Source organism: Nonomuraea sp. NPDC005983 (assembly GCF_040614375.1).
GTDB lineage: Bacteria > Actinomycetota > Actinomycetes > Streptosporangiales > Streptosporangiaceae > Nonomuraea.
The window spans coordinates 126,259-139,429 of record NZ_JBEXUP010000007.1; the positions used below are offsets into that span (position 1 = coordinate 126,259).

General features: G+C 71.4%; 13 protein-coding genes and 1 pseudogene. 10 read left to right on the forward strand and 4 right to left on the reverse strand.

The window, feature by feature from the left end:
• Positions 1 to 179 precede the first annotated feature (179 nt).
• A complete protein-coding gene (locus ABZ297_RS06190; protein ID WP_355340193.1) occupies positions 180 to 1,028 on the reverse strand; it encodes a phosphotransferase in 849 nt (282 codons plus the stop codon).
• A gap of 121 nt (positions 1,029 to 1,149) precedes the next feature.
• Here ABZ297_RS06190 and ABZ297_RS06195 point away from each other — a divergent pair, with 121 nt between their 5' ends.
• The 6 genes from ABZ297_RS06195 to ABZ297_RS06220 are packed head-to-tail and all read left to right on the forward strand — an operon-like array spanning position 1,150 to position 6,897.
• Entirely contained in the window at positions 1,150 to 1,479 is a 330-nt protein-coding gene (locus ABZ297_RS06195) for a PadR family transcriptional regulator (protein WP_355340196.1), read from the forward strand.
• The gene (locus tag ABZ297_RS06200; protein ID WP_355340199.1) at positions 1,476 to 2,360 is read left to right on the forward strand and encodes a hypothetical protein; all 885 of its coding nucleotides are present in this window, start codon (positions 1,476 to 1,478) and stop codon (positions 2,358 to 2,360) included. The genes ABZ297_RS06195 and ABZ297_RS06200 overlap by 4 nt, the downstream gene beginning before the upstream one ends.
• 33 nt (positions 2,361 to 2,393) lie before the next feature.
• Entirely contained in the window at positions 2,394 to 3,263 is an 870-nt protein-coding gene (locus tag ABZ297_RS06205) for a hypothetical protein (protein ID WP_355340202.1), read from the forward strand.
• A gap of 44 nt (positions 3,264 to 3,307) precedes the next feature.
• The gene (locus ABZ297_RS06210) at positions 3,308 to 5,053 is read left to right on the forward strand and encodes a peptidoglycan-binding protein (RefSeq protein WP_355340204.1); all 1,746 of its coding nucleotides are present in this window, start codon (positions 3,308 to 3,310) and stop codon (positions 5,051 to 5,053) included.
• Positions 5,046 to 5,720, forward strand: coding sequence for an ABC transporter ATP-binding protein (locus tag ABZ297_RS06215; RefSeq protein ID WP_355340207.1), 675 nt, complete (start codon positions 5,046 to 5,048; stop codon positions 5,718 to 5,720). The genes ABZ297_RS06210 and ABZ297_RS06215 overlap by 8 nt, the downstream gene beginning before the upstream one ends.
• Before the next feature lies 1 nt (position 5,721).
• The gene (locus ABZ297_RS06220; protein ID WP_355340209.1) at positions 5,722 to 6,897 is read left to right on the forward strand and encodes an ABC transporter permease; all 1,176 of its coding nucleotides are present in this window, start codon (positions 5,722 to 5,724) and stop codon (positions 6,895 to 6,897) included.
• Here the strand turns inward: ABZ297_RS06220 and ABZ297_RS06225 are convergent, their stop codons facing one another.
• Positions 6,898 to 7,263, reverse strand: coding sequence for a nuclear transport factor 2 family protein (locus tag ABZ297_RS06225; protein ID WP_355340211.1), 366 nt, complete (start codon positions 7,261 to 7,263; stop codon positions 6,898 to 6,900). It abuts the gene before it with no gap.
• 422 nt (positions 7,264 to 7,685) lie between these two features.
• Here ABZ297_RS06225 and ABZ297_RS06230 point away from each other — a divergent pair, with 422 nt between their 5' ends.
• Positions 7,686 to 8,525 (forward strand): helix-turn-helix transcriptional regulator, encoded by an 840-nt coding sequence (locus ABZ297_RS06230; protein ID WP_355340212.1) that lies wholly within the window; start codon positions 7,686 to 7,688, stop codon positions 8,523 to 8,525.
• 12 nt (positions 8,526 to 8,537) lie between these two features.
• Entirely contained in the window at positions 8,538 to 9,476 is a 939-nt protein-coding gene (locus ABZ297_RS06235; RefSeq protein ID WP_355340214.1) for a hypothetical protein, read from the forward strand.
• Here ABZ297_RS06235 and ABZ297_RS06240 read toward each other — a convergent pair.
• Positions 9,418 to 9,900: a TIGR03618 family F420-dependent PPOX class oxidoreductase gene (locus tag ABZ297_RS06240; RefSeq protein ID WP_355340216.1), complete on the reverse strand. Its 483-nt coding sequence runs from the start codon at positions 9,898 to 9,900 to the stop codon at positions 9,418 to 9,420. The genes ABZ297_RS06235 and ABZ297_RS06240 overlap by 59 nt on opposite strands.
• A 112-nt stretch (positions 9,901 to 10,012) precedes the next feature.
• Here ABZ297_RS06240 and ABZ297_RS06245 point away from each other — a divergent pair, with 112 nt between their 5' ends.
• Positions 10,013 to 11,224 (forward strand): amidohydrolase, encoded by a 1,212-nt coding sequence (locus ABZ297_RS06245; protein ID WP_355340219.1) that lies wholly within the window; start codon positions 10,013 to 10,015, stop codon positions 11,222 to 11,224.
• Here ABZ297_RS06245 and ABZ297_RS06250 read toward each other — a convergent pair.
• The gene (locus ABZ297_RS06250; RefSeq protein WP_355340221.1) at positions 11,200 to 11,817 is read right to left on the reverse strand and encodes a GntR family transcriptional regulator; all 618 of its coding nucleotides are present in this window, start codon (positions 11,815 to 11,817) and stop codon (positions 11,200 to 11,202) included. The genes ABZ297_RS06245 and ABZ297_RS06250 overlap by 25 nt on opposite strands.
• Before the next feature lie 60 nt (positions 11,818 to 11,877).
• Here ABZ297_RS06250 and ABZ297_RS06255 point away from each other — a divergent pair.
• Positions 11,878 to 13,171: pseudogene (locus ABZ297_RS06255) on the forward strand (pyruvate dehydrogenase (acetyl-transferring), homodimeric type); the annotation flags it as partial.

The following is a 13,171-nucleotide window of genomic DNA, read 5'->3' on the forward strand; positions in this document are numbered from 1 at the left end:
TTTTTTGTGGGCTGTACCCGAGGTCATTGATTCGGTTTGGCCTCGGGGGGGGGTTGTGGCCCCCGGCCCCCCGCCACCCCACTCCCGCGTTTCGTTCTCTTTCGAGACATCGACGATGTTGGGTGTCGATGGAGACGGAGGCCGGTCGTGATACTCGCCCGTGACGAGGGCCGGACGAGTCATGGAGCGTTCAGCGCCGCGTCGATGGCCGCGCCAGTGCGGTCGAGCCAGGCCTCGCGCCGCTTGATCTGGTCACCGACGCCCTCGTCCCACATTCTCGCCCATCCGCCGCCACGCTCCTCGGCGATCTGCTTCATCGAGAACCACGACCGCCGCGTCCGCAGCACGGCCACCTCGACGAGCCGGGAGCGGTCGGCGTCCGACAACCGGTAGGCGTCGGCGAGGATCCGGCAGCGACGCGGCACGTCCACCTCCCGCAGCAGCGGGTCGGCGTCGACGGGGTCGCCCAGCGGCGCCCAGTACAGCATCGCGTTGCACACCTCCTCCACCCTGGCGACCGGCTTGGCGATGTCGAAATCGATCAGCGCGGCCGCCTCGCCGTCCCGGAACACGATGTTGTCCGGCGTGTAGTCCATGTGCCCGACCACCTCGGCCGGGTAGGGCGGCGCGGGCGGCATGCCCGGAGGCTCCGAGAACCCGAGCCCGGGCCGCACCCCTTCGGGCACGACGAAGCCGGCGACGGCGTCGTCGTAGTCGCGGACGAGGCGACCGACGGAGGCCAGCCGTTCCTCGTCGGCGATCCACGCCGGCCTCGGCCGCCCGGCGACCTCGCCGGGAACGAAGGTCAGCACCTCGCGCCCGGCCGCGTCGATGCCGAGGAACCGCGGGGCTCCGGTGAACCCGGCCTCCTCCAGATGGCGCAGCAGCGCGTGGACGAGCGGGGCGTTGGGGCCGACCGGACGGCGCACCGTGTCGCCGACACGCACGACCCCCTCGGTGACGTCACCGCCGGCGAGTGGGATCTCGGGACGGGGTTCGGGTGACTCGACGTAAGTGAAAGAGCTCATTTTCCCTGGACCAGCGGCTCGGGCGAAACCATGATCTTAGGCGATGAAGCAGCCTCGGACCTCCTGATCGGGGCCCGGTTCCCTGCCCTCGCCGTAACCGGCGCGTGTTATGTTCTCCAGCATGCCGAGGGGGACCGACGAAGTCAGCGAGCCGATGTACTACGTGCTCACCGCGCTGCTCGACGGACCGCTGCACGGGCACGCGATCATGAAGGTGATCCTTGAGCTGTCAGGCGGGCGGGTGAAGCCGTCTGTCGGCACGCTCTACGGCATCCTGGAGCGGCTCGGCGATCGCGGGCTGATCGTGGTCGACCGCGAGGAGACGGTCAACGGCCGGGCCCGCCGGTACTTCCGCATCAGCGACTCCGGGCAGGGGGTGCTGGAGGCCGAGGCCCGGCGGATGCAGGAGGCCGCCGCCCTGGTGATGAAGCGCAGCACCGCGCACGCATGACCCCTCTCGAACGCCGGTACCGGTGGTTGTTGCTGGCCTATCCGCGTGCCTACCGTGCCGCCCACGGCCGGGAGTTGCTCGGCGTGCTGGTCGACTGCGCGGCTCCCGGGCGTACCGTCCCGGAGTTTAGGGAGGCGGCCGGGCTGGTCGCGGGCGGGCTGCGCGAGCGGGTCAGGCACGGGGCGGGCGGCAACGCCTGGTGGGACGGCCTGCACCTGGGCGTCACCGCCGTGCTGGCCCTGCAGCTCGCGACGCTGCTGCCCTATGCGGGGTCCATCCCGCTGTGGGTGGCGTTGTCGGGGGTCGCGTTGCTGGCCGTCCTGCGCGGGTATGCGAGGCCGGCGCTGCCCGTCGTGCTGCTCACCGGCGTGAAGGCGACGGCGATCGCGAGCGGCTGGCAGCCCGTGGACGTGACCCTGCTGCCCGTCTATCCGAGTTTCCTGGCCCGCGAGCCGCTGTTCGGCACGAGCGGGCCGGTCGTCGTGGCGCTCGGCTACGGGCTGGCCTGGTTCGGCCTGCTGGCGCTGGCGTTCAGGGGCGGCACCGTCCGTACCAGGTCGTGGTGCTGGTGGGGTGCGGTGCCGCTGGCCGCGTGGGCGGGGCCGGCGTGGATGCCGGAGGGGACTCCGTACCCGATCGGGCTCAGCCGGCTGGTGCTGGAACTGGCGCTGCTCTGCCTGGGCGTGTGGGCGGCGCGGACGGCGCGCGACCCGCGGTGGGCGGTGGCGGCGGCCTGCTATCTCACGGCCGTCTCGCTTCAGCTCGGCGAGCACCTGACAGGGCTGACAAACCAGCATCTGGGCTACTGGGGGCTGCTGGCGTTCCTGACGGTGGCGGCGGCGTTCGTCCCGTTCGGGTACCGGAGGCAGGTGCCGGATTGACCATGCTCCATTAAACGGAGTATGGTCCTCGGCATGCTCAAGCGATCATTGGCGGCTTCGGCCGTCCTGGTGTTGCTGGCCGGTTGCGGCACGGACGCGACCGGCCAGCCGTCCGCGGCTGCCTCTCCCAAGCAGGACGCGAAGCAGCGGATCGAGGCCGCCAAGGCGGACTGCTTGAAGGGGAAGGGCTTCACGTACATCCCGTACGTGGACCAGCTCAGCATGTCGGACGATGCCAGGAAGGCCTTCTTCGAGGGCGACTACCAGGCGCTGAAGACCCGCAGGTCCAAGTACGGGTTCGAGGTCTTCGCCCGCTTCGTCTATCCAGAGGAGATGGGCAGCCCGGAGGTCAAGCCCGACAACGCTCCCGTCAACCCCAACTTCGCCATCAGGAACGACCTGTCGGCCGCCCAGCAGAAGTCCTACGACAGGGCGTCGAGGGGCTGTGAGGGGCAGGCGATCACGCAGGTCACCGGCAAGGTCGTCAAGTCGTTCGAAGACAGGGCCGAGCAGGTCAACGCGCTCATCGCGCAGACCCAGGCACGCGAACTCGACGGCGACCCCCAGATCGTCGAACTCGCCTCCGCCATGGCCGACTGCATGACCGGCAAGGGCTATCAGATCGCCTCCACCAAGCCGACCGACATGAGCGTGTGGGGCGGGAAGAAGTTCGAGGCGGAGAAGACCGAGATCGCGAAGAGGGACGACATCCCGGACGATGACCTGCCCAAGGGGCAGTACTTCGAGCCCAGCCACCTCGCTCCCGCCGTCGCCCGCCGTTATCTGGACCGGGAGATCAAGGTGGCCCTCGATGACCTGGAATGCGGCAGGGGGTTCTACGCCGCCTACGTCCCCAAGGCTCACACGCTGGAGCGGCAGGTCAGCGAGCAGTTCGGCCAGTGAGCGCCGACTAGTCGCCCGCTGTCCCGTCCCCAGGTGAGAGAACCATGAGATCCCCACGCAGACTCCTGCTGACGATCGTCGCAGGTGTCCTGGCCATCGCGGCCGTCGGCTGGGCCGTCGGAGCCCGGCTGCGCTCGCCCGCCGACGAGGCGGCGCTGCGCAAGGCGCCCAAGCCGTCCCTGGTCACCGCCGCCGTTGAGCGGACCAAGCTGGTCAGCACCGTCGTCGTCAGCGGCACGCTGGAGTACGGCTCGCCGCTCGCCATCACGCTCGCGGGCGTCGTCGGCGGCGCCGACCCGATCCAGCGAGCCACCCGCGCGCCGCGTCCCGGCACGATCCGGGACGGCAAGGTGATCATGGAGGTCAACGGCCGACCGGTGATCGCCGTCACCGGCAAGGTGCCGATGCACCGCACGATCAGCCCCGGCGCCACGGGCGCCGACGTCAAGCAGCTGCAGCGGGCGCTGCGCAGGCTCGGATACGGCGCGCCTGCCACCGGCGTGTTCGACCAGGCGACCATCGCCGCGGTCACCCGTCTCTACGCCAAGAAGGGGTACGAGGCGCAGCAGCCCACGCTGGAGGCCAGGCAGCAGCGCGACACGCTGCGCAAGGCCGTCAGGACCGCGCGGGAGACGCTGGCGACCGAGCAGAAGACGCTCGACTCCGGCGCGGACGTCCGCCCGCTGAAGGCGAAGCTCACCAACGCCGAGGCCGACCTGAAGGCCGCGGAGGACCTGCTGGAAAGAACAGGGGCCCAGCAGGCCGCTCCGGAGGACGAGGCCAAGGTGGAGGCGGCCGAGGCGGCCGTCCGCGCGGCGGAGGAGAAGCTGCTGGAGGCCCAGCAGGCGCTCGACCAGGCGCAGCGAGACAACGCAGACCAGGGCGCGACGCCCACCCCCACCCCGCGGCCGTCGACGGACACCCGTCTGCTCGAAACGCGCGTCGCGAACGCGAGCCAGGACCTCGACAGCGCGCGCCGCACGCTCGACCTGACCAGGCGGGAGGTCGGGGAGGCACAGGACACGCGGCTGGAAGAGCTGCGCAAGACCGTGCGCGACCGCAAGGAGGCGGTCCTCACCGCCCAGCAGGCGCTGCGCCAGGCCAGGCAGCTGTCGCCGGCCCGGCTCAAGGTGGCCGGCGCGAAGGCGGATCTGGAGGCGGCGAGCGCGCTGCTCGCCGAGTTCACGCGGACCTACGGCACCACGATCCCGCCGGGCGAGCTGGTCTTCCTGCCCAGGCTGCCGGCCCGCCTGCACGAGGCCCGCATCAAGGCCGGCGAGACGGTCGAGAAGGCGGTCGCCACCGTGACGAGCTCGTCGTTCACGGTGACGGGCTCGGTCGAGACCGCCGAGGCGAGCCTGCTGAAGCAGGGCCTGAAAGCGGTCATCGAGACCGACTCGGGCAAGACCTACCCCGCCACGCTGACCGCGGTCGGCGAGAAGGCCGAGCTCGCCACCGGTGAGACCGGCAGTGCCGCCAAGAAGGACGACGAGCCGCGGACGAGCTCCGAGCCCGTCCTGATCACCCCGAACTCGATGAAGGGGCTCCGGAGCCTGTCGGGCGCGTCCGTCACGGCGCGGGTGACGGTCGGCGCCACGGAGGGCGAGGTGCTCGTCGTCCCGGTGGCCGCGGTGATCACCGCCGCCGACGGCAGGCCACGGGTGCAGGTGGAGGTCGCACCCGACAGGACCAAGGAGGTGCAGGTGCGCACCGGGCTCACCGCGGACGGCAGGGTCCAGGTGACCGGCGACCTGAAAGAGGGGGACCGGGTGGTGGTCGGCGGTGCCTGAGCCCGTCATCGAACTGGACGCGATCGGCAGGGAGTTCCCCGCCGACCCGCCCGTCCGCGCGCTGTCGGAGGTCTGCCTGCGGGTCGAACGCTCCGACTACCTGGCCGTCGTCGGCCCGTCAGGATCCGGCAAGTCGACGCTGCTCAACGTCCTCGGCCTGCTCGACACGCCCACCTCGGGCAGCTACCGGCTCGACGGCGTCGAGACGACCACGCTCGGCGACGGCGCGCGGACCCGGCTGCGCGGCAGCCGCATCGGCTTCGTCTTCCAGTCCTTCCATCTGCTGGCGCACCGCAGCGTGGTGGAGAACGTGATGCTGGCCGAGCTCTACGGCGGGCAGCCGAGGCGCGGCCGGCGTGAGCGCGCGCTGGCGGCGCTCGACAGGGTGGGGCTCGGGCACCGGGTCGGCTTCCGGCCCGACCGCCTGTCCGGGGGCGAGCGTCAGCGGGCCGCGATCGCCCGCGCGCTGCTCGGCGAGCCGTCGCTGCTGCTGTGCGACGAGCCGACGGGAAACCTCGACAGCCGCAACACCGACGCCGTCCTCGACCTCTTCGACGAGCTGCGCGGTCAGGGCCTGACCATCGTGGTGATCACGCACGAGACCGAGGTGAGCGGCCGGGCAGCGCGCCGGGCCAGGATCGTCGACGGCTTGCTGGTGGAGGAGTGACGTGGACGTCCGCGACCTGACGAACGAGGCTATGGCGGGCATGCTGGCCCGTCCGGTCAGATCGGCGCTCACCACGCTCGGCACCGTGCTCGGCATCACCACGCTGGTCATCACGCTCGGCGTCGCGGCGACCGCCGGAAACCAGATCGTCGGCAGGTTCGACGAGCTCACCGCCACCGCCGTCACCATCGAGGTGCCGCAGGATGACGAGCCGCTCGTCGCCTGGGACTCCCTCGCCGACGTGACCAGGCTGCGCGGCGTCTCCTCCGCCGCGGCGCTGGCCGAGAGCAAGGAGGGCGCCAACCAGATCGTGCGGTCCAACGACCTGATCGACCCGGCCCGGGTCACTGGCCAGACGCTCAACGTGGTCGCCGCCTCGCCAGGGCTGCCCGAAGCGGCGCGCGGGCGCATGGTCCAGGGCCGCTTCTTCGACAGCGGGCACCTGGCACGCCGGGACAAGGTGGTGGTGCTCGGCCAGCAGGCCGCCAGGATGCTCGGCATCACCCGCCTCGACCGGGCGCCCGCCGTCTTCATCGGCGAGCACGCCTACACCGTCATCGGCGTCCTCGGCGACCTGCGGCGCGAGCGCGACCTGGGCACGGCGGTCATCGTCCCGCCCACGATCGGTCAGCGGTTCGGGCTGCGGCACGTGACCAGGGTGCTGGTCAACACCGCGCTCGGCGCCGCCGAGCTGATCGCCAGGCAGGCGCCCGCCGCGCTCAGCCCCGGCAACCAGGACATGCTCCAGGTGATCGCCCAGGCCAGCCCGACCAGGGCGCGCGACGGCGTGCAGAGCGACGTCAACGCGCTGTTCCTGATCCTCGGGCTGGTCTCGCTCCTCGTGGGGGCCGTCGGCATCGCCAACGTCACCCTCGTCACCGTGATGGAGCGCACCGCGGAGATCGGGCTGCGCCGCGCGCTCGGCGCGGCGCGGCGGCACATCGCGGCGCAGTTCCTGCTGGAGTCCACCCTGATCGGGCTGACCGGGGGCGTGATCGGCACCAGCCTCGGCGTCGTCGCAGTCGTCGGGGTGTCGGCGGCCAAGGAGTGGACGCCCGTCCTCGACGTGCGGCTCGCGGTGGCGGCGCCGGTCGCGGGGGCCCTGGTGGGCCTGCTGGCCGGGCTCTACCCGGCGCTGCGCGCCGCCCGGATGGAGCCGGTCGACGCGCTGAGGTGATCAGAACATGCCGTGCGGGGTCTCCTGGGGATCGGGCACCGGCTGGACGACGTCCCAGTGCTCGGCGATCAGTCCGTCCTCGATCCGCCAGATGTCCACGACGGCGTGGCCGCGCCCGCCGTCGGACGGGACCATGTGGTAGTGGACGGCGACGAACTGCTCGTCGGCGACGACCCGCTTGAGCTCCAGCCGCGCCGAGGCGACCGGGCTGTCCTTCATGGACGCGACGAAGGCGTCGCGGCCCGAGGGGTTGCCCGGGCTGTGCTCGATGAAGTCCTCCTTCAGCATCGTGCGGAGCACGTCGACGTTGCCCGCGGCGAACTCCGCGAAGCCGTTCACGATGAACTCTCTGTTGCGCGTAGACATGCCGCCAACCGTCGCACGAGCCCTGCGGGCGCGTCGATTACATGGGATGTAAGGCCGGCAGGTCCGAGGGGGCGGCGGGAGTCGATCGTGCGCCTTCCACCTGCGGCGATTACTCCGACCAGGTGATCGCGGCTGGTTCCGCTTCCAGGCGTCGCTCGCTCGAAACGCCCGATTGTGCCGATGCCGTCCCGGCGAGCTGGGTCACCAGCGCGCAACCGGCGACTGCCGCGGCGAACAACCGTAATTTCACGTTTGCGTCCTTCCGAAAGCCTTCACTGGGACACCGAATCGATGTCAACGATCACTCTGATCGACGATGAAGTGCCTTGTGCGGCTTTTGCGCGAGATGTGGCGGGTGAGGGGGCTCGGCCGGTGTCCCGAGCAAGTTGCTCAAGTCATGAGATCAGGGCTAGAACCGGTACATGTCGGTAGATCAACCGGTGGGGGAGTTGCTGCGCGAGTGGCGACGCCGGCGCAACCTCAGCCAGCTCGGCCTGGCCCTCCTGGCCGACGTGTCATCCAGGCACGTCAGCTTCGTGGAGACAGGGCGGACGATGCCCAGCCGCTCCATGGTCCTGCACCTGGCCGAGAGCCTGGGTGTGCCGCTGCGCGAGCGCAACCGGCTGCTGCTCGCGGCCGGGTACGCGCCCGTCTACCCCGAGCGGCCGATCGACGGCCCCGACCTGGCCAGGGCGCACGAGGCGCTGGGGCACGTGCTGCGCGGGCATGAGCCGTACCCGGCGCTGGTCGTGGACCGGCGGTGGAACCTGGTGCTCGCCAACGACGCGGTCACCGTCTTCCTCGACGGCGTGGACCCGGCCCTGCTGGAGCCGCCGGTCAACATGATGCGGCTCGGCATGCACCCGGGAGGTTTCGCGCCCCGCCTGCGCAACCTGGACCAGGTGCGCGGCCACCTGCTGCCGCGGCTCGCCAGGCAGGCCGCCCGCACGGGTGACAAGGAGCTCGCGGAACTGCACGCGGAGCTGGTGTCGTACGGCAGCGGCGGCGAACTCGCGGAGCCGGACCCCGCCGACGTCGCGCTGCCCATCCGGCTCCGTCACCACCGGGACGAGCTGTGCTTCTTCAACACGATCACCACGTTCGGCGTGCCCTTCGACGTGACGCTGGAGGAACTCGCCGTCGAGGCGTACTTCCCGGCGGACGCCGAGACGGCGCGGCTGCTGCGTGAGCGGGCCGGCCTCCCCCGCGAGGGGGAGGTGGTCCCCCTCCTTGGGGGAGGGAGCGCGAGGCCGGTGCCGTGAGGCTGGTCGTCCATGAGCTCCATCACGTTACGCAAGCTCGCGGGGTACGGGGCGGCGCTGACGCTGTCGCTGTACCTGGCCGTGAAGATCATCTGGGTGACGGCCGAGCTGATCAGGGGAACCAGCGACTGGCTGGCGCTGAACGCGCTGACCGTGGTCATGGCCGGGGTCGGCGTGACCCTGGCGCTGGCGCTGGCCCAGCGGTGGGGGATGCGGCTGCCGGCCCTGCCCGTGGTCTTCTTCGCCTGGGTGGGGAGCGGGTTCCTGGTCCCGATGATCCCGTACATGGCGGCGGCGTCCCTGCTCGCGCCGGGCGGCGAGACCGGCGACACCACGCCGGTGTGGGAGACGGTGCTGCTCTCCACCGGGTTCGCCGGAATGGCGCTGGGGCTGGCCGTCGGCCTCCCGCTCTACCTGCGCGAGCGCTGGCCGGACGCGTTCGCGGGACGGCTGGGCGGCAGCCGGAGCCCGGTCCTGGCGTGCGGGGTGCTCGTGGGGGTCGCCGCGCTGGCGGCGCTCTGGCTCGGCTGGGCTCTCGGCGGCACCGCCCTCACCGAGCGCCCGCTTGATCTGAACGCCAGGCTGATGCTGGGCACCACCGGCGTCTGGGCGCTCGCGGGCGCCTGGAGCGCCTGGGCGCTCGGGCTGCGCCGCACAGGCCTGCGGAAGTGGCCGGCCGTGGTGCTGGGGTTCACCGTGTCGGGCATGCTGTTCGCCTGGAGCGCGTGGAAGCTCGCGATGGCCCTGCTGGGGCCCGGCGGGTACGTGCCTCCCGAGTATCCGCCCGTGGCGGTGGCCGAGCACGCCGTCGGGGTCCTGGCGGGCGCGGCGCTGTTCGCGCTGGTCCTGCGGGCCGCCCGGCCCGGGGTGGTGGCCTACGACGGCCGCCGGGCTAGCCGGCAGGCGGGACGTCGAGCGCGGTCCCGTACAGCCGGGACACCCGGAGCCTGATCACCAGCCGCCGGTCCGCGACCACCCGGCGCAGGAAGGCGTCCTGGTCACGCGGCTCGAAGCCCGGCTGCATCGCCAGGAGCTCACGGCCCACCTCGTCGCCCGGCACGGAGCTCACCGGCGACAGCTCGGCCTCGCCCTCGGCCACCGCGTAGGACCAGAAGTCGTCGCTGGCGACGTAGAGGGCGGCCCGGGGGTCCTTGTGGAGATGGCGCACCTTGAGCCGGTCGGCGACGGTGGAGACGCGGATGACCTGCTGGTCGGCGTCCCAGGTGTAGACGACGGTGGACAGGTGCGGGTGGCCGCTGGTCTTGTTCGTGGCCAGCGCGCCGAACCGCTGCGCGCCGAGCAGGTGCGTCGCCTGCTCGCCGGTGAGCGCGCGGGGTCCTGGGCCCGCACCCAGGCCGTGGGCTTCATGTGACACTTCGCGGCATCCCTTCCGTTGGTGAACTTTACCGACCTCATGGCGTGTCGCGCAGATCGGACGTTCTATGGGGATGTGTTCAGGTTTCAACCGGCCAGGTAGGTTGCTGGACATGAATGTCGCGATCATCAACGGCCAGGTCGTCCCCGTCGACGGCGATCCCATCGACGGCGGCGCCGTGCTGATCAGGGACGGGAAGATCGCCGCGGTGGGCCGGGACGTCGAGGTGCCGTCCGGGGTGCGGGTCGTCGACGCGGCGGGCAGGTGGGTGCTGCCGGGGTTCGTCGAGGCGCACGGGCACCTCGGCGTGCACGAGGAGTCCGAGGGCTGGGCGGGCCAGGACACCAACGAGATGACCGACCCGAACGGCGCCAGGCTGCGCGCTCTGGACGCGATCAACCCCGCCGACCTGGGCTTCGCCGACGCCCTGTCGGGCGGCGTGACCACGGCGGTGATCAAGCCCGGTTCCGGCAATCCCATCGGCGGGCAGACGGTCGCCGTCAAGTGCTGGGGACGGACCGTCGAGGAGATGCTGGTCAGGGAGCCTGTGAGCGTGAAGAGCGCGCTCGGTGAGAACCCCAAGCGCGTCTACGGAGACCAGAAGAAGCTGCCCTCGACCCGGCAGGGCGTCGCCGCGGTGATCCGCGACGCGCTCATGAAGGCCCAGGACTACAAGGCCAAGCGGGCCGCGGCGGCCGCCGAGGGCAAGCCGTTCGACCGCGACGGCACGCTGGAGGTGCTGGTCCGGGTGCTCGACGGCGAGTTGCCCTGGTGCCAGCACACGCACCGCGCCGACGACATCGCGACCGCGCTGCGGCTGGCGGACGAGTTCGGCTACCGCCTGGTCATCAACCACGGCACCGAGGGGCACCTGCTCGCCGACGTGCTGGCCGCCAGGAACATCCCGGTGATCATCGGGCCGCTGTTCACCAGCAGGTCGAAGGTGGAGCTGCGGCACCGGTCGCTGCGCAACCCCGGCATCCTGGCACGGGCCGGCGTCCAGCTGGCGATCACCACCGACCATCCGGTGGTGCCGATCCACTTCCTCGTGCACCAGGCCACGCTGGCCGTCAAGGAGGGGCTCGACCCCGAGGTGGCGCTGCGGTCGATCACCGTGAACCCGGCACGGATCATGGGAATCGACGACCGGGTGGGCGCGCTGCGTCCGGGCCTGGACGGGGACGTGGTGGTCTGGTCGGGCGACCCGCTCGACATCATGAGCCGGGCGCTGCAGGTCTTCGTCTCAGGCCGCGAGGTGTACACGTACGCGGACGGCGAGGGCGTGGTCGCCGACCCGTACTACCGTGAGTCGCAGGGCGCGTAGCCGAGGACGTGCTCGCGCAGCATGCGGCCGGCGCCGGGATCGCCCGCCTCGAAGGCCTCGACGAGCGGCTCGTGGTCGGCGGCGTTCTCGTCCGGCCGCATCCTGAACAACCGGATCGACAGGTGTGTCCACACCTCGACGCCCAGCGACTCCCACACTGACAGCAGCACGGCGTTGCCCGAGGCCGCCACGATCTCCCGGTGGAAGGCGACGCTGTGCCGCACCTGGTCGTCGAGGGAGCCCGCCGCGGCGGCCACGTGCAGGCGGCCCGTGTGGGCCCGCAACTCCTCCACCCGCGGGACGCCCAGCCGGGCCGCCGTCTCCTCCAGCCCCGCCCGCACCTCGTAGACCTCCCGCAGGTCGGCCGCGGTGAGAGGGCGAACCCTGGCGCCCTTGTTGGGCGACGACTCGATCAGCCTGAGCGCCTCCAGCTCGCGCAGCGCCTCGCGGACCGGCGCCTGGCTGACCTCCAGCTCGGCGGCCACCCGGCGCTCCACGATGCGCTCGCCAGGCTCCCATCGGCCACTGATCAGGCCCTCGAGCAGTACCTGGCGGATGTGGTCGCGCAGCGGCGACCGCACAACGGGTCTCACGAAAGTCGATGGTACGCCCCTAAAGAACCAATGATCGATCATAGGGTGTTTAATGGCGGCATGGAGAGAGATCTGGATCCTCAGGAGACCGCCGAGTGGCTGGAGTCGCTCGAGGCGGTCCGGCGCGCGGCCGGCCACGAGCGGGCCGAGTTCCTCCTGAGACGGCTCGCCACGAGTTCGCGTCCCGTCAACACCGTGCCCACCGCCGAGGAGCCCGCCTACCCGGGTGACCTGGAGCTGGAGGAGCGCATCGCCGCCTACGACCGCTGGAACGCCGCCGCGATGGTGACCAGGGGCAGCAAGCTCGGACTGGGCGGCCACATGGCGACCTACGCGTCCGCCGCCTGGCTGTACGAGGTGGGCTTCAACCACTTCTTCCACGGCACGGACGACCAGGTCTACTTCCAGGGCCACGCCTCGCCGGGCGTCTACGCGCGCGCCTTCCTGGAGGGGCGGCTCAGCGAGGCGCAGCTCGACCTGTTCAGGCGGGAGACCGAGGGCGGGCTGCCATCGTACCCGCATCCGCGGGCGATGCCGGGCTTCTGGCAGTTCCCCACCGTCTCGATGGGCCTCGGCCCGCTGAACGCCGTCTACCAGGCCAGATTCAACCGCTACCTGCACAACCGCGGCATCAAGGACACCTCTCACAGCCACGTATGGGCCTTCCTCGGCGACGGCGAGATGGACGAGCCCGAGGCCACCGCCGCGCTCACGCTCGCCGCCCGCGAGGGGCTCGACAACCTCACCTTCGTCATCAACTGCAACCTGCAGCGGCTCGACGGCCCGGTACGCGGCAACACCAGCGTCGTGCAGGAGCTGGAGAGCGTCTTCAGGGGCGCGGGCTGGCACGTCGTCAAGGCGCTGTGGGGCCAGGAGTGGGACGACCTGCTCCGCTCCGACGAGCTGGTGGCCCGGCTCGCCGAGACGCCCGACGGCCAGTTCCAGACGTACGCGGCCTCGACCGGCGCGTACATCAGGGAGCACCTGTTCCACGGCCTGGACGTCCCGTACTCGGACGACGACCTGCGGCGGATCGTCGGCGGTTCGCGGGCCGGGCACGAACCGCGCAAGGTGCACGCCGCCTACCGCAGGGCGCTCGACCACCGCGGCGGCCCCACGGTGATCCTGGTCCAGACCGTCAAGGGCTGGACCCTCGGCGCGGGCGTGGAGGCCCGCAACGCCAACCACCAGATGAAGAAGCTCACCCAGGACGAGTTCCGGATCATGCGTGACCGGCTCGGCCTGCCCGTATCGGACGAGGCGCTGAGCGGGGAGCTTCCGCCGTACCTGCACCCGGGCCCCGACTCGCCCGAGGCGCGTTACCTGGCCGAGCGGCGCGCCGCGCTGGGCGGCC